We start from the raw sequence: 19797 nt of genomic DNA on the forward strand, positions 1-19797 counted from the left end.
CCGCCGGTTTGGATGGATTTCGGGACGATGCGTCGTGGGTCGGTCACGCCGGTTTGGATGGGTTCCGGGGCGATGCACCGTAGGCCGGTCCCGCCGGCTTGGATGGATTCCGGGGCGATGCGTCGTGGGTCGGTTCCGCCGGTTTGGATGGATTTCGGGACGATGCGTCGTGGGTCGGTCACGCCGGTTTGGATGGGTTCCGGGGCGATGCACCGTAGGCCGGTCCCGCCGGTTTGGATGGATTTCGGGACGATGCGTCGTGGGGTCGGTCACGTCGGTTTGGATGGGTTCCGGGGTGATGCGTCGTGGGGTTCGTCTAACGGTATGGATGGTGATGTATTTCAGGGCGATGCACCGTAGGGGCGGCCCTGCGTGGCCGCCCTTCTTCCGCCGTCCATCCACCCATCCGCCGTCCGCATAAACATCCCACCCTGTAAATCCAGGCGTGACGTTTATCATCTTTATTCATGTTAGTTGCGAAATGACACGCGCCGGCATGTTCTGTGCGACTGTTCGCCGCATACGCTGCGAAACAACCGGAAGAGATGCGTGGCGCCGCCCATCGTTAAGTAAGCGTTCGCACCCTGGCCCCTTTCAAGGGGATGCGATTGAATATCAACGTCGCTGAAGCGGCATCACATTTGGAGGACAACATGGCTCTGTTCACACCCCAGGAAGCCCTGGATTATCATTCCGAAGTGCGTCCCGGCAAAATCGAGGTTGTGCCGGTCAAGCCCTATTCCACCCAAAAGCATCTGACCATGGCCTACAGCCCGGGCGTGGCCGAGTCCTGTCTGGCCATCGCCAAGGACCCCGACCTGACCTACAAGTACACCGGCCGCGGCAACCTGGTGGCCGTCGTCTCCAACGGCACCGCAGTTCTGGGCCTGGGCAACATCGGCGCCTACGCCGGCAAGCCCGTCATGGAAGGCAAGGGCCTGCTGTTCAAGATTTTCGCCGACGTTGACGTTTACGACATCAACCTCGACGTGACCGATCCCGACAAGCTCTGCGAGATCGTCAAGGCTATGGAACCCACCTTTGGCGGCATCAACCTCGAAGACATCAAGGCCCCGGAATGTTTCTACATCGAGGACAAGCTCAAAAAGGAAATGGGGATCCCGGTCTTTCATGACGATCAGCACGGAACGGCCATCATCTCCGCCGCGGGCCTGATCAACGCCTTGGAAATCACCGGCAAGAAAATCGATGAAATACGCATGGTCGTGTCCGGCGCCGGTTCAGCGGCCATCTCCTGCACGCGCCTCTACGTGGCCCTGGGCATGAAGCCCGAGAACATCGCCATGTTCGACTCCCGCGGCCATCTGCACCTGGGCCGTACGGACTTGAACGACCAGAAACGCGAATTCGCCACCGAAAAAGCCTACGCGTCCCTGGGCGAAGCCATGGTCGGCGCGGACATGTTCCTGGGCCTGTCCAAAGCTGGCGTGGTCAATCAGGACATGGTCAGAAGCATGGCCAAGGACCCCATCATCTTCGCCTGCGCCAACCCCGTGCCCGAAATCTCCTACAACGAGGCCAAGGAAGCGCGCCCCGACGCCATCATGGGTACGGGACGCTCGGACTTCCCGAACCAGATCAACAACGTCCTGGGCTTCCCCTTCATCTTCCGCGGGGCCCTCGATGTCATGGCCTCGAACATCAACGAAGAGATGAAGCTGGCCGCAGCAAAGGCCCTGGCCGAACTGGCCAAGCAGCCGGTGCCGGACTACGTGGTTGAGGCGTACGGTGTGGACAAGCTGGAATTCGGCATCGACTACATCATCCCCAAACCCGTGGACCTGCGTCTCATCGAATTCGAATCCGCCGCCGTGGCCCAGGCCGCCATGGATACGGGCGTGGCCAGAAAGCCCATCGCGGACATGGACGCCTACCGCGCGAGCCTTCGCGAACGCATCGCCAAGTCCCGCGAACGTTTGGACGCCTTTGTGAAGACCTACCCGCAGATTTTCTAGCGGATCGCTTACGGCAAAAAAAACCGCCCCGTCAGCAAAAGTGCTGACGGGGCGGCTTTTTTTCAGGTGTGCATCGGATCAGCTGGCGGGACGCACCTTGGACGCGACATGATCCCGCACCTGTCCATAGTTTTCCGGGGTGCAGAAAAGAGCGATGTTTTGCGCAAAACCTCCGTAAACCATGATCGTGCTGCGGCGCGGGTACTCCTTGATTTTCCTGATGCTCCTCCACTTGACCAACACATCCTGCCGGGATTGCGCCAGCACGCCGGCCCCGGCCACGGCCGGTTTGCCCGAAAGCAGGCCGAGTACGAAGGCGAGGGTGTTGATGATGCGGTTCTGTCTGGCCTGACGGGCGGCGGTTCTGCAACGGACGCCTTTGCTGTCGACAATGAACTCGGCATCGTATTTTCCGCCCCAGACAATCATGATGAAGAGCCAGGTGAAAAAAAAGAGCGCGCCTATGAGGATGGCCGGGTAGAGAAGGTCGGCGGGCTTTGCGCCGCTCAGCAGCATGATCACGAAAATCAGCCCGAAGGGAATGCCGATCCCAAGTCCCAACTGCTTGAGGATGATGGGATTTCGGAAGATTGGGACCTTTATCGACCACTCGATTCTATCGCTCATGTTGACCTGCCTGAAGATGGGTGCGGGAGGGCGGGTTGGCGGCTGCCGACCGAAAACGGTCATAGATCAGAAGCCTGGATCCTGGCAATGGCCGGGCTCTGCATGTCCGGAGCCTGCCATGCAAAGGTCCGGGTCTAGCGCAACTTGAAATGTATGGGCAAAATGACCTGGCAGGCCACGGGCCGGCCCTTGATGGTCGCGGGGCGGAAACGCGAAAGCAGGACCGCTTCCCGGGAGGCTTCCTCCATGCCGAAACCCTCGCCCCGCAGAACTTCCACGTCGCGCACGGCCCCGGCTTCATCCAGGGCAAGCCTCAGGACCACGATCCCTTCCTTGCCCAGACGTCTTGCTTCGTGCGGGTATCTGGGCAGGGCCATGCGGACAATGCCAGGGCCGCCGGGGGTTCCGAACTTCACCAGACTGTCCCCGGCGCCGTCGCTGCCGCTTGGTCTGTTGCCTCCTGAACCTCGTGCGCCCACGCCGGTTCCGGCCCCGGCAGCGCCGGGCCGGTTCTCCTGGCCTGTGCCCTGGGGGGGGCTCGCGGCTCCGGCTTGAAGCTTGGGGGTTCCGGCCTGGACCTTCCGGGCTTCTGGGTGCTCAGTGCGGTCGCCGGGCGAATTCAGGACCGGGTCCGGGGGCGAGTCCGCAGTGACAAGGCCCGCGTCTGGCGTCCTTTCCGGGGTTTGGATTTTCGGCTCGGGGACAGGCTGCCGAACAGGAGGCTGCTTCGTTGGGATCTGTTTGGGGGGATTGGGCTCAACCCGCGCCTGACTGATGGGTGTCTGCGCGGGCGTCTTTGGGGTAGCGGGCAGGGCAGGGGCGGAGGATGCCTCCGTGACCGGATTTTGCGCTTCGGGAGCCGGAGGCGTGGGAGGAGGGCCTTGGGTCCGGGCGGAGGAAGGCTCCGTGGCCGAATCGCCCAGCAAGGGCAGCAGGGAAGACTCGTCGGCCCCGGCTTGTCCTCCGGAAGAGGTGCCGCCGCCCGCGCCGCCACCGGAAAGCTCCAGGGCCATGAGCATGGGGCCGTTCGAACCTGCGCCGCCGGAGCCGAGCCATATCCCGAACGCGGTCAGGGCCAGGGCATGAACCAGCAGTGCGCAGAGCACGGAGACAAGGCATTGCCGGGCTTGAAACGGCTGGCCGGGATGCGGGGGGTGATTTTTCCCGTGGACGCCTTCCACGGCTTTTCCTATGTCTTGCGCAGCCTGCGCGCCTGTGACGCGCAGGACTTCACCGCGCGGGTCATCCCCATGCGCAGCAAGGAAATCATCGTGGACCCACAACTCATCATCGTCGCGGGGCGGGAAAAATCTCTGCTCAGGCGTCATCCCTGGATCTTTTCCGGAGCCGTGGCCACTGTCAAGGGCAGACCTGTATCCGGGCAGACCGTCGATGTCCTGGGACAGAACGGACAATGGCTGGCCAGGGCCTCTTTTTCGCCCAAATCGCAGATCATGGGCCGGGTTTGGACTTTTGACGCCGAGGAAGTCATCGACGGGGATTTCTTTTTGCGCCGCATTCTTCAGTCGGCCGGCAGGAGAAAGGATTTCGAGAGTGCAGGCAATGCGCTGCGCCTGGTTCATTCCGAATCCGACGGGCTGCCCGGGCTGATTCTGGACCGCTACGCCGGGGTTCTTGTTTTTCAGCTGCTGACCGCGGGCATGGAGTTCTGGCGTGACGCCATTATCGGGGCGTTGCGGAACCTCTTTCCCGAAGACGCCATCCTTGAGCGCTCGGATGTGGATGTGCGGGCCAAGGAAGGGCTGGCCGCAAGGACAGTGGTCGTGCACGGCCAGATCCCCGAGCAGGTCGGGATTCATGAGAACGGCGTGAAATATCTGGTCGACGTGCAGGGCGGTCACAAGACCGGCTTCTATCTCGACCAGCGCGACAGCCGTCTGGCCGTGGCGCGGGCCGCCGGGGGGCGCGAGGTGCTGAACTGCTTCTCCTACACCGGCGGTTTCGGCCTGGCCGCGCTCGGTGGCGGGGCGGCGCACGTGACCCAGCTCGATGCCTCGGCTCCGGCCCTGGCCCTGGCCGAACGCAACCGGGAAGCCAACGGATTTGCGCCCGGGAGCATGGACACGGTCTGCGGCGACGCGTTCCAGATTCTGCGCGACTGGCACAGGGAAAAACGCACCTTCGACCTCATCGTCCTCGATCCGCCCAAATTCGTTGATTCCAAGGCCAGCCTGAACCGCGCCTGCCGGGGCTACAAGGACATCAACCTGAGCGCCTTGCGACTCCTGAATCCCGGAGGACGGCTTTTCACCTTCTCCTGCTCCGGCCTCATGGAAGACGCCCTGTTCCAGAAAATCGTGTCCGACGCCGCCCTGGACGCAGGCCGCACCGGCCGCATAATCCATCGCCTGACCCAGGCCGGCGACCATCCCGTCTCCCTGGCCTTTCCGGAAGGAGCCTATCTGAAGGGGCTTGAGGTGCTGGTGGATTGAGATTTATCGCTCTTCTCAAAAACATGACCCTGATGTTCGGACCAGATTTGGAATAATTGAAAGGTTAGCCAACGGTCGTCAAATATTCCTTGGCTTCACGAATGATCTGCTCTGCGGTTTCGCTTCTTGGCTGGCAGCTTTCAGCCCATGAGCGCCCTGGATGGAGTACGTCCCAGCGGGGTCTAAAACCAGCATGCCGCCCTTTTCCCGGGTCATGGTTTCCAAAGCCATCAATAAGCGTGTTCCATATCGGACTGAATTTGGCGATGAGTAGTGATTCTCCAAGAGGAATCCAGATGTCGTCCACGATCAAGTATCGACAGTGAAAATCTGAAATATCGAGGTTTTTGGATTCTTCGATGCTTCGCGCATGTTGCGCGAGCCTACTGAAAAGGGCTTTTCCTGGAACTGCGTCAAGATTTCCCCCCTTGCGAGTTCCTTTTGGGACGGCTTTGCCGACGTAGATAGGATGAGTGAATCTGCCGCCTCGATTTTGCGCCGCCAGCGGGGCATAGGCCGGGAAGTCGCCAGTATAATACAATGCGTAGATTCCTGCCCCTTCAAAAGGTTTTAATGCGCTCAAGGATTCGGCAGGGCGCTGGAGCATGGCTTGTCCAACACTTTCGCCAAGATGCCGCTTGTCCAAGGGATTGAAGGGGATAATGTTGGCTCCCGTCATGCGACATGCCACCGTCTTAATTGTGTGATTTGTCGTGTACTTGCGGCGATTAGGCACTCCGCCACGGAGGCAGCCACCCGGCGACCCAGGGCGACCGGCACGGCATTGCCGAGTTGCCGCATTGCTTCCGTCCAAGAGCCATGAAGCACATATCCATCGGGAAAGGTCTGGAGACGCGCGGACTCCCTCACCGAGAAGTATCGGACTTGCCCGCTATCCATGACCATCATGTTTTCACCGCCAGGCACTCCATGATCCCCTGCCTTGAGGGTTTTGGCAGGCAGGTCAAGCGGGCTGCCTGTATGCCCTGGGTACGAACGGGCGCCATTTTGGAAAGCGTGGTTCATGAAGTTGCCGTCGGAATGGCGAGGATCCGAGACCTCCGCCAAGGCATCTCGAACTGTCCGCCAGGGTTTTTCTTTTGGCGGGGACATAAGATAACCTAGTTTACGAACCTTGGCTTCCAAAGCAGCCGTGATCTTCGGGCGATTTTTTTTTGGGATTTCATGGCGCTCCCAGTACTCGCCCGAGCCCCACTGCGTGTGGAGCAGAGCATCGAGGCTGTGCGAGGCGGAAGGAAAGGACCATTCAACCCCGAGATCGGAACGGAAGCCGACAATGAAAACTCGTTCTCGTTTCTGCGGAACACCGTGATCCGCAGCGTTTACCAATGTGGGCACGACATTGTAGGTGAGCCCGGATCCATGTAACGCTCCAGAGGTTTTTTCGGATTGGAGGCGTTTAAGATGATGTGACCAGCATTCATCATGCTGGCGTGTGACTTCAGGGAATTCCAGTTGAAGCAATATGTACTGATAGTAATTCGCGAAGCTGGAACGAGTCAGCCCTTTCACGTTTTCTATGATGAAGGATTTAGGTTTCAGAGAACGCACCACCTCGACGGTTGCCGGAAACATATCGCGTTTATCGCCGTAAGCCTTGTGCTTGCCGCCCATGGAAAAAGGCTGGCAAGGGGGGCCACCCGCAAGCAAATCGATGTCCTGCGGGATTGATGACCAGTCAAATGCACGGACATCGCCTTCCCAAATCGGCCAGTCGCGGACCAGAGGGAAGGCGCGTTTTTGATTTTCCCGGATAGTATCGCAAGCCCATTTATCCCATTCCACCACGGCAAGGGATTCAAAACCAGCGAGGGTGACCCCCATGGCTAACCCCCCGGCTCCGGCGAAAAGTTCCACTGATTTCATGATTGCCCTCTCGTGGGTTCGTCCAAAAATTTTCTGATGGTCATGACCAGCCGATCTGCGTCATCCAGTTCGCATTCCCAAATCACCAAGACGCGCCAGCCCAGTTCGTACAAGCGTTGTTGCTGCAGAGCATCTCGATTTTTGTTAGAATCCAATTTTTTCTTCCAAAAATCCAGCTTGGATTTTGGGAGTCTGGCGAGCTTGCAGCCTTCGTGGCGATGCCAGAAGCAACCATGCATGAAGATGACGGCGCGCCGAGATGGAAACACAAGGTCTGGAGTTCCGGGAAGTTCCTTGACGTGAAGCCGGTACCGATATCCAAGTTTGTGCACCAAGCGGCGAAGTCGTATTTCCGGAGCAGAATCCTTGCCGCGAATTCGAGACATTCGTTCACTCCGTTCCTGAGAGGAGAGCGAGTCTGTCATGGAATTGCCCTGGTTGTCAGGATTTCTCTCGCTGATCCAAATAGTACATCACCGGCACCACCATCCGGGAAAACAGCGTCGCCGCTACTTCTCCGGCCAGAAGCGATATGGCCAGGCCCTGGAAGATGGGGTCGAAGAGGATGACGAAGGCTCCGGCGACAACGGACAGGGCGGTCAGCACCATGGGCCTGAAGCGTACTGCTCCGGCTTCGACCACGGCGTTTTCCAGGCTTTCGCCCTGGTCGCGACGCATGGTGATGAAGTCCACCAGGATGATGGAGTTGCGGACCACGATGCCTGCCCCGGCGATGAAGCCGATCATGGACGTGGCCGTGAAGAAGGAGCCTGAGATGGCGTGGGCCGGGATGATGCCGATGAGCGAAAGCGGGATGGGGATCATGATGGCCAGCGGCGTCGTGTAGGACCCGAACCAGCCCACCACCAGGATGGCGATGAGCACCAGCACCACGGCGAAGGCCACGCCCATGTCACTAAAGACCTCGTAGGTGATCTGCCATTCTCCGTCCCATTTCATGGCAATCTCGTGGGTCGTGTCCGCGCCGCGGGTGTAGAGGCGGGTCAGGGGTCGCGTGTCTCCGGCCTGCCATGCGCCCCGGCCGGTCGCGGCCAGTTCGTCCAGGGCCTCGTCCACGCGGGCCATGCCGTAGATTGGGCTCTCTTCCTCTCCCGCCATGTCGGCCGTCACGTAGATCACGGGCAGCATGTTCTTGTGATAGATGTAGCCCGGCGTGATTCCCTGCGTCAGGCTCGCGATCTGGTCGAGGGAAACCATCCGGCCGTTTTCTCCGCGCACGGGCAGGGTTGCCAGATCCTTTGGATGCGAGCGCTCGGAGACGGGCAGGCGAAGCACGATGGGGACGTCCTCCCGGGCGCGCGGATCATGCAGGATGCCGACCTGCATGCCCCCCACGGAGGCGGCCAGGACCTGTCTGGCCCGATCCGGACTGATGCCGTTTTGCAGGGCCTTCTCCGGACTGAGGCGCACCCTCGTCTCAGGACGCGGATCGTTCACGAACCAGTCCACATCCACAACGCTCGGCGTCCGGGCAAAGATGTCCTTGACCTGTCCGGCCACGGCCAGTCTTGAATCGTGGGTCGGGCCATAGATTTCGGCCACCAGGGTTTGCAGCACCGGCGGACCGGGGGGCACTTCCACCACCTTGATTCTGGCCCCGAGTTCCCTGGCCAGGGGCGCGATGCTTGTCCGCACCCGACCCGCGATCTCGTGGCTTGAGGCGTCGCGATCGCCCCGGCCGACCAGATTGACCTGAATCTGGGCCACGTTCGGCCCCTGGCGCAGGTAATAATGGCGCACCAGCCCGTTGAAGGAAAAGGGCGCGGCCGTGCCCACATAGAGCTGCACGTCGGTCACCTCCGGCTGCGCGATTATGGAGCGCGACAGCGTTTCGGCGGCGGCCATGGTGGTCTCAAGGCCCGTTCCGTCGGGCATGTCGATGACAATCTCGAATTCGCTCTTGTTGTCGAAGGGCAGCATCTTCACCAGCACGGCCTTGAGCGGAAAGAGGCTGACGGCCAGAAGGAGCAGGGCGACCATCCCTGCCAGAAAGAGGGCGCGGAAGCGGGGCCGTTCGATGAGGTGGCGCATGAGCCAGATGTAGCCGCGCGTGAAGATGTCGTCGTGGGATTCGGGCTCGTGACTGTCCGAGGGCTTAAGGACCCGTTTGGCCAGCCAGGGGGTGATGACGAAGGCCACGGCCATGGACAGGAGCATGGCCATGCTCGCCCCCACCGGCATGGGGCGCATGTATGGTCCCATCAGCCCGCCCACGAAGGCCATGGGCATGATGGCCGCGATGACCGTGAAGGTTGCCAGGACCAGGGGCGCGCGCACCTCGCTGACGGCTTCGATGATGACCTGGGAAAAGGGCCGCCCCGCCGAACCGGGCAGGCGCACGTGGCGCACGATGTTCTCCACGTCCACGATGGGGTCGTCCACCAGGATGCCGATGCAGAAGATGAGCGCGAACAGGGTCACCCGGTTCAGGGTGTAGCCCAGCAGCCAGTAGGTGGCCAGGGTCACGGCCAGGGTCACGGGCACGGCCACCATGACCACCGCGCTGGCCCGGCTGCCCAGGAAAAAGGCCACGATGCCGCCCACGGACAGGGCCGCGATGGCCAGATGGAAGAGCAGTTCGTTGGACTTGTGTTTGGCCGTCTCGCCGTAGTCGCGCACGATGACGGTCTGCATGTCCGCCGGAATGACCGTTCCGCGCAGGCTCTCGATGGTCGCCAGCGCCTTTTGGCAAAGCTCGGTGGCGTTGATGCCCGGGCGCTTGGCCACGGTCAGGGTGATGGCGGGCTGGAGTCGGCCGGTCCCGGCGGACAGGCCCTTGGACTCGGCCCGCGCTCCCGGGGCAAAGAGGACATAATCCTCGGGTTCGGCCCAGCCGTCGCGGATATCCGCCACGTTGCCGAGTGTCACGGGGTGGCCGCCCTGCACGGCGATGACGGTTCCGGCCACGTCGGCGGCGGTGCGCATGGCATTGTCGAGGCGGACCTGACGGCTGGCTCCGGCCGAGGTCATGAGCCCGCTCTGGTCGGCCTGGTTCTGGCTCGCGATGGCCTCGGCCACATCCACGCTGTCCAGGTTCAGGGCCCGCAGCCGCGCCGGGTTCACCTCCACGGTCAGGGCCCGCTTGCGTCCGCCGATGAGGCTCACTTCCGAGACCCCGTTCATGGCCCGCAGGCTCTCGGCCACCTCCGAAGCGACCTGGCGCAGGGTCCGGCTGTCATGGGTGTCGGAGGTCAGGGCCACGGCCAGAACCGGCACATCGTCGATGGAGCGCGGTTTCAGGATGGGCTGCGAGCATCCGGGCGGAATCCAGTCCAGGTGCTGGTAGAGCTTGCCGTAGGTCTTGATCAGGCTCCTCTCCACATCCTCTCCGACCAGAAAGCGCACCACGGTCAGGGCCTTGCCGTCCATGGCCGTGGAATAGACGTATTCCACCCCCGAAATCTCCCACAGCAGCTTTTCCATGGGGCCGATGACGCGCTTTTCGATCTCCTCGGGCATGGCTCCGGGCATTTCGACCATGATGTCGATCATGGGCACGATGATCTGCGGCTCTTCTTCGCTCGGGGTGCGCAGCACGGCGAAGACTCCGAGAAAAATGGAAAAGACGATGATGAGCGGCACGAGCTTGGAGTCCACGAAGCTCGAAGTGATGCGGGTCAGGAAATCATGGTTGTGGGCGGGATGGTTCGACATGGATCACTCCCGAACCAGCAGGTCGCCTTCGCGGGCCACTGCGGGCGCGCTCAGGACCACCTCGTCGTCCGGGGAGAGGCCGGACAGGACCTCGACCAGAATTTCTGCCCCCTCGGGCACCGCGCCGAACTGATCGGTTCCGGTCTGGAGGATGAAGGTCTTTCCGCCGAGCACGGCCTTCTGGTAGACGCCGCCGATCTTGACGATGCGCAGCCGGAGCGTGGAGTCACTGTCAACGATGAGCGCCGTGGTCAGTTCGCCGCGTGGCCTCAGGGCGGAGCGCGGAACCAGCAGTTTCCTGGCCGTGCCCACGGGTACGCAGACCTTGCCGTACATGCCGGGGCTTGGCGTTGCGTCAAGGGCGGCCTTGATCCTGAAGGATCGGCTTGCGGGGTCCACCTGTCCGATCACGGCCGAAAGGGTGGTCAGGAACGGGGCCTCGGACAGGGATGGAATGAGCGCGACCACGTTCATGCCCTGTTCGATGCGTCCGAGCAGGGATTCGTCGGCCTGGGCCACGAGCTCGAAGCCGCTCTTCAGGTCATCCACCTCGGCCAGGGGAGTCCCGGCCTGCACGAACGCGCCCAGATCGACGTGACGGCGTGTCAGAACCCCGTTCAGGGGGGAGGTCACGGTGCTGTATTGCATGAGGGCGCGGATTTCGGCGCTCTGGAATCCTGCGGCGGAAGACTGCGCGGCCATGGCCTTTTCCTGGTTGGCCAGCGCCTCGTATTCGGCCTGGGCCCGGTCCACATCGTCGCGACTCACGGCAGCCTGGCGCAGCAGTTTTTGCATGCGCTCCAGGGTGGCCTTGGCCTGGGCCTTGCGCGCCGCCAGGGCCTTGCCCTCCAGGCCGGCCTGCCCGGCCGTGGCGCGCATGCTCTGCTCGCGCTGCCGCAGCTCGGCGTCGTCGATGCGCAGGATGGCCTGGCCCGCTGTGAGCACGTCCCCTTCCCTGGCCAGGATTTCCGTCACGGTGCCGCTGGTCTTGCTGGCCAGGATCACGCTGTTGCGCGACTCGACCTGTCCGGGGAGGCTCCTGCATTCGCGGGCCTCGGTCAGGGCCAGACGCATGGTCTGGGCCTTGATTGTTCGTGGTTCGGGCTTGGAGCGGGCGTCGTCCTGGCTGCATGCGGCAAGAAGCAGGGCAAGACTCAAGAGCAGATGGATGAATGCGGGCATGTCGGGATCTCCGGAGGTGAGGTGACGCTGTTCAGCGCACATGTACACCCTGCCGGGTTCCGAGTTCAACCTTGGGGAAAGGGAAAATATTAACTGGAGCGGGAAGGTATGGATTGGATCATGGCGCACGGCTGCGCAAAATGAGCTTGCGCCATGATCCAGGGAGGGGGCTACTTCAGGAAATCCTTCATGCACCGGCACAGCCGGGTGATGCCGTCGTCGATGACCTGTTCCGAGGCGTTGGAGAAGTTCAGGCGCAGGGTGTTCTGTCCTGTGCCGTCGGTGTAGAACGGCATGCCCGGCACAAAGGCGACCTTCTGCTCGATGGCCAGGTTGAAAAGGTCCATGCATGAGCCCTTGCCCTCAGGCAGGGTCACCCATGAGAACATGCCGCCTTCGGGACGGGTGAAGATAACGCCTTCGGGGGCCTCCCGCTCCAGGGTCCGGACCATGGCCGAGGCCTGGGACCCGTAGCAGGCCGTTATTTTGGCGATGTGGTCGTCGATGGAGTGCTTTTTGAGGTACTCGGCGATGACGAACTGGTTGAAGGTCGAGGAGTGCAGATCCGCGGCCTGCTTGGCCTTGACCGCCAGGCGGATGATTTCCGGAGGGGCGACCATCCAGCCCAGGCGAAAGCCGGGTACCGTGATCTTGGAGAAGCTGCCGAGCATGATGCTGCGTCCTCCCGTGTAGGCGAAGAGCGGCTTGTGGTGCTCGCCGGTGAAACGCAGTTCTCCGTAGGGGTCGTCCTCGATGAAGACCGTCTCGGGATATTTATGCAGCAGCTTGCCCAGCTCCTCGCGTTTGGCCCTGGAGTAGGTCAGGCCCGAGGGGTTCTGGAAATTGGGCACGGCATAGAAGAGCTTGGGGCGTCCCGTTGCCAGCAGCGACTCGACCTGGTCCAGGTTCGGGCCGTCCTCCTCCAGATCCACGGTCACGAATCTGGGCTCGAACATGGTGAAGGCCTGGATGGTGCCAAGGTAGCTCGGCCGTTCCAGGATGACCTCGTCGTCCTTTTCGATGAAGAGCTTGCCCAGAAGGTCAAGACACTGCTGGGAACCCGTGGTGATCAGCACCTGATCCGGGTCCACGGTCACGCCGTGGCGGGAGTAGCGGCTTGCGATCCAGGCCCTGAGTTCGACGTATCCTTCCGTGGTGGAATATTGCAGGGCGCGCGCTCCGGCCGTGGCCAGGGTTTCGCGGGCCGCATCCTGCAGAGCCTCGATGGGAAAGAGGTTCGGATTGGGCAGCCCGCCTGCGAAGGACGTGATGCTTGGGTCCTGGGTAACCTTCAAGATCTCGCGAATGAAGGATTTTGGAGTGTTCTGGATGCGTTTGGTGAACCTGAAACTCATGATGCCTCCTTGAGGCCGGTGTTATGCGAAAAATAATCTGCCCAGTGCCACGCAGCCCATGCCGGTGACGATGGCGCCGACAAAGCTCTTTGTTTTCCAGCAGACCGCGAAGGTCGGGATGGCCGCCCAGAGAAAGATGTTGTCGGCGGAAAAATCAAGTCCTTTTTCCGTGATCACCAGCGACGGCAGCAACATGGCCGAAAGCACGGCCACGGGGATGAAGCCCAGCCAGCGCACGACGGACTCGGGCAGGGTGCGCTGCGCCAGGGCCAGGAGCGGCAGGGCGCGCGGGACATAGGTCACGGCCATCATGCCGAGAATGGTCAGGAAGATTGTCTGCTGGTCCATGCGTGAACTCCGAGGCCAATGGTTGCGGCGATGATGGTTGCGGCCAGGACATGGCTCTGGTCAAGGCCCGCGAGCATCAGGACGGTGGACAGGACGCCCGCGACGACGGCCACGGCGAGGTGCTGCCGCGACTTGAGCTGGCCGAGCAGCAGGGCGATGAACATGGCCGGCAGGGCGTAATCGAGGCCGATGGGCCGGATGTCGGTGATGAGCGTGCTCGCGGCCAGGCCAAGGACCGTGCCGCCGACCCAGGCGCTCTGGGCGATGACGTTGATGCCGAAGGTCTCCCCCGGTCCGGTCTCGCCTCTGGCGAAGCGGCCGACGTGCAGGGCGAAGGTCTCGTCCGTCATCTGGTAGGAGAAGAGGGCCAGGCGGGACTTGCTCCAGCCGCGCAGGTAAGGGGCCAGGGCCGCCGACATGAGCAGGTGGCGCAGGTTGACGACGAAAGTGGTGGCCACGATGGCCAGGGGCGCGGCCTTGGCGGCAAACAGGCCCACCGCGATGAGCTGGGCCGATCCGGCAAAGACCAGAAGGCTCATGAGTATGGTGTTCATGCCCGAAAGGCCGGACTTTTGGGCCAGAACCCCATAGGCGAAGCCCACGGGCACATAGCCCAGGATGATGGGCAGGGTCTGGCGGAAGGCCGAGACCAGGGGGGACTCGGCGCGGCTGGTGGATGAAAGGGTGGCACAGTTCATAATCGATTATCCTCTTCGGACTCAACCTAGTCAAAATCTGTTTGCAGTACAGATACAGTTTGTATAAATTTCGACCATAACAGATTGGAGAGATCGACGGGCTGCAAACCGCGGAAGAGATGGTGGCATGGAGGTCCGTTCAGGGCAAGGCCGAAAGGTTACGGATGGGGGTTTGGCAGGGGCCGGGAGTGGCGGTCCGCCGGAAATCCCTCGCGGGCCTCGTAGAGACGGATCATCGCTTCTTCGAACAGCGGCCTGCGCTCCGTCCGGGAGGCGATGATCCGTCAAACGATGCCTGGCTCAGTCAGACAGCCGACGGTCCGCCACTCCCGGCCCCCACCAAACCCTGCGGTACGTCGGTGAATGTAAAGGCAGAAATGCACCGTCCTGTCCCCGGCGTCATTCCCGCGAAGGCGGGAATCCATGCTTTTGATCGAAAGCACCCGATGCCTCCACGATGGAAAAAGACAAGGGCTATAACCAAAAACGCAGTAACCTTGGGAGCAGTGTCTTCTCCCTTTGCCATGCGTAAGGGTACTTCCATGGAAGATTTCAGATACCGGCAGATCGAGCAGAACCTCATGCAGCAGATCGTCTCGGGTACTCTCGGCCCCGGAGCCAGGCTGCCTTCCCTGCGCCATGTCAGCCTGCGCAGCCGGGTGGCGGTCAGCACCGTGCTCCAGGCCTATGCCGAGCTGGAGCGCAAGGGGGTCATCGAGTCGCGCCCCAGGTCCGGGTTTTTCGTGCGGAGCGACACGCGGCAGCTGCCGCCTCCGCCGCGCAACCCTCGGCCCGTGCTCCGGCCGCACACCGTCAACCGCAGCCAGCTCATCTCCGCCGTGCTTGAGACCGTGGGCGACCGGGAGCTTGTGCCCCTGGGCATCAATTGCCCGTCGGAAGATCTGCTGCCCTACCGCGAACTGGCCAAGGTGGCGGCGCGCCTGTCGAGGGAAGATCCCAAGCGCCAGGTCGGCTACCTGCCCGTGGAGGGCAGCCTGGAGCTGCGCCGCCAGCTGTCCCTGCGCGCGGCCCAGGCGGGGCTTGCGGTGCGGCCCGAGGAGATCATCATCACCTGTGGGGCCCTTGAGGCCCTGCACGTGGCCGTGCGCAGCCTGGTCCGCCCCGGAGACAACGTGCTCATCCAGGCTCCGTCCTATTTCTGCTTTCAGCAGCTTCTCGAGAATCAGGGCGTGCGTTCCATCGAGATCCCCTCGCATCCTCGGCACGGGGTGGACCCCGCCGACGTGGAGCGGGCGCTTGAGCGCTTCGACATCAGCGCCTGCATCTTTACCCCCAATTTCAACAATCCCGACGGTTCCCTGACTTCGGACAGCGCCAAGCGCGAAATCGTGGAACTTCTGGCCAGACGGGAAATACCGCTCATCGAGGACGATGTGGCCGGAGACCTCCATTTTGGTCCGACCCGCCCCACGGTCTTCAAGATGTACGATGCGCAAGGGTTGGTCATTCTATGTTCGTCCCTTTCCAAGACTCTGTGTCCGGGCTACCGCATCGGTTGGATCATGCCGGGCCGGTTTTATCGCGAGGCCTACGAGGTCAAGGCCACCACCAACGTCTGCTCCGCGACCCTCACCCAGGAGGCCGTGGGCCTCTATTTGCGCGAGGGCCGGTATGATCGGCACTTGCGCGGTCTGCGCCGGGCCTTGCAGGAGCAGACACAGTCCATGCAGCTGCACGTCAGCCGCACCTTCCCGGAAGGCACGCGGGTCGGCAGGCCCGAAGGCGGGGGCGTGCTGTGGGTGGAACTGCCGACGGGCGTGGATTCGGTGGAGCTCATGTACCGGGCCAGGGCGGCGGGCATCAGCATCGCCCCCGGCACCATCTTTTCGACCCAGGATCGTTTTTCCGGGCATGTGCGGCTCAACTCCGGCAATCCCTGGACCTCGGAATTGGCGGGCGGGATAGAACGCCTGGGCGGCCTGGTGGCCGAGATGGTCGGCGGGTGAGGCGCGCTTGTGTCATTTTGGCATATTGACGAGGCTTCCGTGCTGGTCGAGGAAACGGGCATGTCCATGAACACCCCCCTTTTTCCCCGTAAACTGTATGTGGAGCCGGCGACCCTGTGCAATCTGGGCTGCGCCATGTGCGTCAAGCATTCCGCGGGCTGGGACTGCGAGGACGCGCTCATGTCCAGGGCGACCTTCGAGGCCCTGACCCCTCTTTTTCCCCATCTGGACACGCTCAACCTGAACGGCATTGGCGAATCCCTGATGCATCCGGAGCTGGCTGCGTTCATCGCCCTTGCCAGGGCCAAAGTGCCAGATGGCTGCGTCATCGGGTTTCAGTCCAACGGCATGCTCCTGACCAGAGGTTTGGCCGGAGAACTCATGGATGCAGGGCTCGACCGGATCTGTTTTTCCGTGGATTCGCCGGATGCGGATCAGCTGGAGCGTTTTCGTGCCGGAGCCGAGCTCGGTCAGGTCGGACAGGCCTTTGAGCTGATGCGCGGAGCAGCAGGCCGCCCGGGGGCGCGGCCTTTGTCGCTTGGCGTGGAGACCGTGGTCAGCGCCCAGAATTATTCCAGTCTCCCTGACATGGTCTCATGGTGTGCGGATCGCGGCGTCGATTTCGTCATCGTGTCCCATGTCCTGCCCTACAATGCCTCCGACGCCCCGCAAAGCCTGTACGTGCCCTTGTCCCGCCGCTGTCTGGATTTTTACCGCGAATGGGAAAAGGTCTTTCACGCCGAAGGGCTGGATGTTTCACATTCCTATACATCCTTTTACGCGGTGTTTCGCACACCGGAGCAACAGCGGCTGGTCGACATCATTCTGGCCATGAAGGAGGACGCGCAGGGACGCGGTCTGCAATTCAGCCTGCCCAATGCCATGAACGTCGATTTCGAGCGCCTGGAGCGCGTTCGCGAGACATTTGCCCGCGCCATGGATGTTGCGCAGGCAAGGGGGATTCGCCTTGATCTGCCCGAAACGGAGGCGCGGGAGCCCCGGGAATGCGCGTTTGTCCGCGATCCGAGCCTGTTCGTGGCGTACGACGGCGCCTTGGCTCCCTGCTATTATCTGTGGCACAGCTATTCGGCCTGGCTGCTTGGCTCCGAGGTGCGCGTCAGGCAGCGGGCCTTCGGCCTGGTACCGGAGGATGATCCTTTGCAGGTCTGGCGGTCTGGGGATTTTGTCCGTTTTCGAGACGAGGCCGTGCGTGAGGAATATGCCCGCTGTGCCGATTGCAGCGTGGTTCCATGCGATCATGTGCAGGGCTTTCCCGCGCCTTTCGCCAAGGACTGCTATGGCCAGACAGTGCCGTGCGGAGTCTGTCCGTGGTCCGGCGGCGGATTTGCCTGCCTGCGATAAAAAAAGGGAGGCGCTGATGGCCTCCCTTCGGTGTCGTGCGTCGGATCTGCGGTGGCTGGTTTTTTTAAAACTCTTGAAATTCACAGGCCGCTTAAAAATGGTGAGATGCAAGGAAGCGAAAAAAGCCAGGCGCGCAGTGTATTGGGCATACATAAGCGGTCTGGCTTTTTTCGCTGACGCATCAGATTGCCGTTTTTAAGCGGACTGTTAGCCCATTGCGGCAGGTCCGGTTTCCTGGGTGCGGATGCGCACGGCGGCGGCGCATTCGAGCACGAAGATCACTCCATCGCCTTCCTTGCCGGTCCGGGCTCCCGCGTTGATGGCCTCCACGGCCTGCTCGGCGAAATCGTCGTTGACTCCGATCTCCAGTCTCAACTTCTTCAGCAGGTTCACTTCCATGACCACGCCTCGGTAAGTTTCGGTGAATCCTTTCTGGCGTCCGCTGCCGAGCACGTTGGTGACGGACATGTTGTAGATTTTCTTGGCGTACAGCTCTTGCTTGACTGCGTTCAGGCACTCGGGCCGGATATATGCTACTACGAGTTTCATGGCGTTATCCCTCTTATTCGTTGGTGAAGATCTGGAAGCCGTTGTAGGATTCCATGCCGTGTTCGGTGATGTCGAGACCCTTGAGTTCTTCTTCCTGGGTGACGCGTACGCCGATGGTCATCTTCAGGATGGTGAACAGGGCCAGACCCGCGCCGAAGGCCCAGGCAAAGACCGCTGCCGCGCCGATGAGCTGCGTGACGAGGATCTCGCTGCCGCCGCCGTAAAAGATGCCCACGTTGTCGCCGTAGCCGGGAGCCGCGAAGAAACCCACCGCAATGGTGCCGAACACGCCGCACACGCCGTGCACGGAGGAGGCGCCGACCGGATCATCGATCTTGAGGACCTGGTCGATGAATTCGATGGAAATGATGACCAGGACGCCGGCCAGCAGGCCGATGATCAGCGAGCCCACGGGAGAGACTTCGTAACAGCCGGCGGTGATGGCCACCAGGCCGGCCAGCGCGCCGTTCAGGGACATGGAGGTGTCCGGCTTGCCGTGCTTGATCCAGGCGAAGATCATGGCGCCAAGAGCACCGGTGCAGGCTGCCATGGCGGTGTTGACCGCGATATAGCCGATGGTGCCGTCAGCGGTGGTGGTGCTGCCGGGGTTGAAGCCGAACCAGCCGAACCAGAGGATGAACACGCCAAGACCGGCCAGGGGGATGTTGTGCCCGGGGATGGCCTTGGCCTTGCCGTCGGCGGTGTACTTGCCCAGACGGGGCCCGACTACGATCGCACCGGCCAGGGCGATCCAGCCGCCTACGGAGTGAACCACGGTGGAGCCTGCGAAGTCGATGAAGCCCATGGCTTCGAGCCAGCCCGCGCCGAGCTCGTCACCACCCCAGAGACTGGCCCATGCCCAGTGTCCGGAGACGGGATAGATGAGGGCCGTGACCGCGATGCTGACGATGATGTAGGCCGAAAATTTGGTCCGCTCGGCAATGCCGCCGGAAATGATTGTCGCTGCCGTGGCCGCGAATACGGACTGGAAGAACAGGAAGGTCAGATCCCATTGTCCGGCTGCGCTGGTCGGATCGACCCCGGACAGGGCAAAGCCGCTGGAACCGAAGAAACCCGCGATGTCCTGGCCGAACATGATGCCGAATCCAACCAGGAAGAATACCGGCACGCCGGCGGAAAAATCGAGCAGGTTTTTCATGAGGATGTTGCCGGCGTTCTTGGCGCGGGAAAAACCCATTTCTACCAGGGCGAAGCCCGGCTGCATGAACATGACCAGAATGGCCGCGATCAGGGTCCAGAGCAGGTTGCCGTGCTCCTGCGAGAGCGCTTCGCCTTCGGCAAAGGCCATGGCGGGGGTGAAGGTTGCAAGCAATAGGGTCAAGGCCCAGACTTTTGGTCTGAGCAGGGCGGTTGTTTGTTTTTTCTCTTCGAACATGATGACCTCCGTGGTGGTGAGTGTTGATACCTCCACAAAAGCACAGGGGATGCCAAAGTTGTTAACAATCTGTTTTTTAATACTATGTTCTGTTTCAGCATGCGTTCTCCTGCGGTATTTGTTATTTTTTGAGCCTTTTTTTCGGGTAGATTTCGTTGTAAATTAACATTTATGTATAATAACGTGTGAATGTTCTTGTGGTTCCGCTTCTCTGCCGTTAGTTTTGTGATGGCTTTATGCTTTCTCTTTTATTTCAGCATATTAATTTTTTTTCCAATTTTGAAATACGTTTGGCGATCGCGTCCCTGTCGTCGCGCTCTGG

At 61.5% G+C, this 19797-nt stretch carries 17 protein-coding genes; 4 read left to right on the forward strand and 13 right to left on the reverse strand.

Annotated features, from left to right (window positions below; all coding sequences use genetic code 11):
• On the reverse strand, positions 1–182 hold a 182-nt coding region (locus H4684_RS20535; protein ID WP_225940197.1), incomplete at its 3' end, for a hypothetical protein.
• 471 nt (positions 183–653) lie between these two features.
• On the opposite strand from H4684_RS20535, the gene H4684_RS02945 reads away from it, so the two are divergent.
• On the forward strand, positions 654–1976 hold the full coding sequence (locus tag H4684_RS02945) for a malic enzyme-like NAD(P)-binding protein (RefSeq protein WP_192622765.1): 1323 nt from the start codon (positions 654–656) through the stop codon (positions 1974–1976).
• Between the two features lie 78 nt (positions 1977–2054).
• Here H4684_RS02945 and H4684_RS02950 read toward each other — a convergent pair whose 3' ends face one another.
• The gene (locus tag H4684_RS02950) at positions 2055–2603 is read right to left on the reverse strand and encodes a hypothetical protein (RefSeq protein WP_143077834.1); all 549 of its coding nucleotides are present in this window, start codon (positions 2601–2603) and stop codon (positions 2055–2057) included.
• Between the two features lie 134 nt (positions 2604–2737).
• The gene (locus H4684_RS21100) at positions 2738–3784 is read right to left on the reverse strand and encodes a TonB family protein (protein ID WP_192622766.1); all 1047 of its coding nucleotides are present in this window, start codon (positions 3782–3784) and stop codon (positions 2738–2740) included.
• Here H4684_RS21100 and H4684_RS02960 point away from each other — a divergent pair.
• Positions 3758–5056, forward strand: a complete 1299-nt coding sequence (locus tag H4684_RS02960) for a class I SAM-dependent rRNA methyltransferase (protein ID WP_318779604.1) — start codon at positions 3758–3760, stop codon at positions 5054–5056. The two genes, H4684_RS21100 and H4684_RS02960, sit on opposite strands and share 27 nt — an antisense overlap.
• Before the next feature lie 64 nt (positions 5057–5120).
• Here H4684_RS02960 and H4684_RS02965 read toward each other — a convergent pair whose 3' ends face one another.
• The 8 genes from H4684_RS02965 to H4684_RS03000 form a co-directional block, all read right to left on the reverse strand.
• A complete protein-coding gene (locus H4684_RS02965) occupies positions 5121–5735 on the reverse strand; it encodes an Eco29kI family restriction endonuclease (RefSeq protein ID WP_192622767.1) in 615 nt (204 codons plus the stop codon).
• Entirely contained in the window at positions 5732–6943 is a 1212-nt protein-coding gene (locus H4684_RS02970) for a DNA cytosine methyltransferase (protein ID WP_192622768.1), read from the reverse strand. The genes H4684_RS02965 and H4684_RS02970 overlap by 4 nt, the downstream gene beginning before the upstream one ends.
• The gene (locus tag H4684_RS02975) at positions 6940–7368 is read right to left on the reverse strand and encodes a very short patch repair endonuclease (protein ID WP_192622769.1); all 429 of its coding nucleotides are present in this window, start codon (positions 7366–7368) and stop codon (positions 6940–6942) included. The genes H4684_RS02970 and H4684_RS02975 overlap by 4 nt, the downstream gene beginning before the upstream one ends.
• A gap of 16 nt (positions 7369–7384) precedes the next feature.
• Positions 7385–10618, reverse strand: a complete 3234-nt coding sequence (locus H4684_RS02980) for an efflux RND transporter permease subunit (RefSeq protein ID WP_192622770.1) — start codon at positions 10616–10618, stop codon at positions 7385–7387.
• Positions 10619–10621: 3 nt separating this feature from the next.
• Complete coding sequence (locus H4684_RS02985) at positions 10622–11800, reverse strand: efflux RND transporter periplasmic adaptor subunit (protein ID WP_192622771.1); 1179 nt, start codon at positions 11798–11800, stop codon at positions 10622–10624.
• 170 nt (positions 11801–11970) lie between these two features.
• Complete coding sequence (locus H4684_RS02990) at positions 11971–13155, reverse strand: aminotransferase-like domain-containing protein (RefSeq protein ID WP_192622772.1); 1185 nt, start codon at positions 13153–13155, stop codon at positions 11971–11973.
• Positions 13156–13176: 21 nt separating this feature from the next.
• Positions 13177–13503: an AzlD domain-containing protein gene (locus H4684_RS02995; protein WP_092189738.1), complete on the reverse strand. Its 327-nt coding sequence runs from the start codon at positions 13501–13503 to the stop codon at positions 13177–13179.
• On the reverse strand, positions 13479–14201 hold the full coding sequence (locus tag H4684_RS03000) for an AzlC family ABC transporter permease (protein ID WP_192622773.1): 723 nt from the start codon (positions 14199–14201) through the stop codon (positions 13479–13481). Before H4684_RS03000 ends, H4684_RS02995 begins: the two co-directional genes overlap by 25 nt.
• Before the next feature lie 542 nt (positions 14202–14743).
• Between H4684_RS03000 and H4684_RS03005 the strand changes: the two genes are divergently transcribed.
• On the forward strand, positions 14744–16168 hold the full coding sequence (locus tag H4684_RS03005; RefSeq protein WP_192622774.1) for an aminotransferase-like domain-containing protein: 1425 nt from the start codon (positions 14744–14746) through the stop codon (positions 16166–16168).
• Positions 16169–16177: 9 nt separating this feature from the next.
• A complete protein-coding gene (locus H4684_RS03010) occupies positions 16178–17530 on the forward strand; it encodes a radical SAM/SPASM family putative metalloenzyme maturase (RefSeq protein WP_192622775.1) in 1353 nt (450 codons plus the stop codon).
• 207 nt (positions 17531–17737) lie between these two features.
• Here the strand turns inward: H4684_RS03010 and H4684_RS03015 are convergent, their stop codons facing one another.
• Together H4684_RS03015 and H4684_RS03020 are read right to left on the reverse strand one after the other, a co-directional pair.
• Positions 17738–18079 carry a P-II family nitrogen regulator gene (locus H4684_RS03015; RefSeq protein ID WP_192622776.1) on the reverse strand — a complete coding sequence of 114 codons (342 nt, stop codon included), beginning with the start codon at positions 18077–18079 and terminating at the stop codon, positions 17738–17740.
• 13 nt (positions 18080–18092) lie between these two features.
• Positions 18093–19475: an ammonium transporter gene (locus H4684_RS03020; protein WP_192622777.1), complete on the reverse strand. Its 1383-nt coding sequence runs from the start codon at positions 19473–19475 to the stop codon at positions 18093–18095.
• Positions 19476–19797 lie beyond the last annotated feature (322 nt).

It is taken from the genome of Desulfomicrobium macestii (assembly GCF_014873765.1).
GTDB classification, from domain to species: domain Bacteria; phylum Desulfobacterota; class Desulfovibrionia; order Desulfovibrionales; family Desulfomicrobiaceae; genus Desulfomicrobium; species Desulfomicrobium macestii.

What these genes read in the sequence shown, in the direction of transcription:
- H4684_RS02945 (WP_192622765.1), top strand. Translation starts at nt 654, where the DNA reads ATGGCTCTGTTCACACCCCAGGAAGCCCTGGATTATCATTCCGAAGTG.
- H4684_RS02950 (WP_143077834.1), bottom strand. Translation starts at nt 2,603, where the DNA reads ATGAGCGATAGAATCGAGTGGTCGATAAAGGTCCCAATCTTCCGAAAT.
- H4684_RS02965 (WP_192622767.1), bottom strand. Translation starts at nt 5,735, where the DNA reads ATGACGGGAGCCAACATTATCCCCTTCAATCCCTTGGACAAGCGGCAT.
- H4684_RS02970 (WP_192622768.1), bottom strand. Translation starts at nt 6,943, where the DNA reads ATGAAATCAGTGGAACTTTTCGCCGGAGCCGGGGGGTTAGCCATGGGG.
- H4684_RS02975 (WP_192622769.1), bottom strand. Translation starts at nt 7,368, where the DNA reads ATGACAGACTCGCTCTCCTCTCAGGAACGGAGTGAACGAATGTCTCGA.
- H4684_RS02980 (WP_192622770.1), bottom strand. Translation starts at nt 10,618, where the DNA reads ATGTCGAACCATCCCGCCCACAACCATGATTTCCTGACCCGCATCACT.
- H4684_RS02985 (WP_192622771.1), bottom strand. Translation starts at nt 11,800, where the DNA reads ATGCCCGCATTCATCCATCTGCTCTTGAGTCTTGCCCTGCTTCTTGCC.
- H4684_RS02990 (WP_192622772.1), bottom strand. Translation starts at nt 13,155, where the DNA reads ATGAGTTTCAGGTTCACCAAACGCATCCAGAACACTCCAAAATCCTTC.
- H4684_RS02995 (WP_092189738.1), bottom strand. Translation starts at nt 13,503, where the DNA reads ATGGACCAGCAGACAATCTTCCTGACCATTCTCGGCATGATGGCCGTG.
- H4684_RS03000 (WP_192622773.1), bottom strand. Translation starts at nt 14,201, where the DNA reads ATGAACTGTGCCACCCTTTCATCCACCAGCCGCGCCGAGTCCCCCCTG.
- H4684_RS03005 (WP_192622774.1), top strand. Translation starts at nt 14,744, where the DNA reads ATGGAAGATTTCAGATACCGGCAGATCGAGCAGAACCTCATGCAGCAG.
- H4684_RS03015 (WP_192622776.1), bottom strand. Translation starts at nt 18,079, where the DNA reads ATGAAACTCGTAGTAGCATATATCCGGCCCGAGTGCCTGAACGCAGTC.
- H4684_RS03020 (WP_192622777.1), bottom strand. Translation starts at nt 19,475, where the DNA reads ATGTTCGAAGAGAAAAAACAAACAACCGCCCTGCTCAGACCAAAAGTC.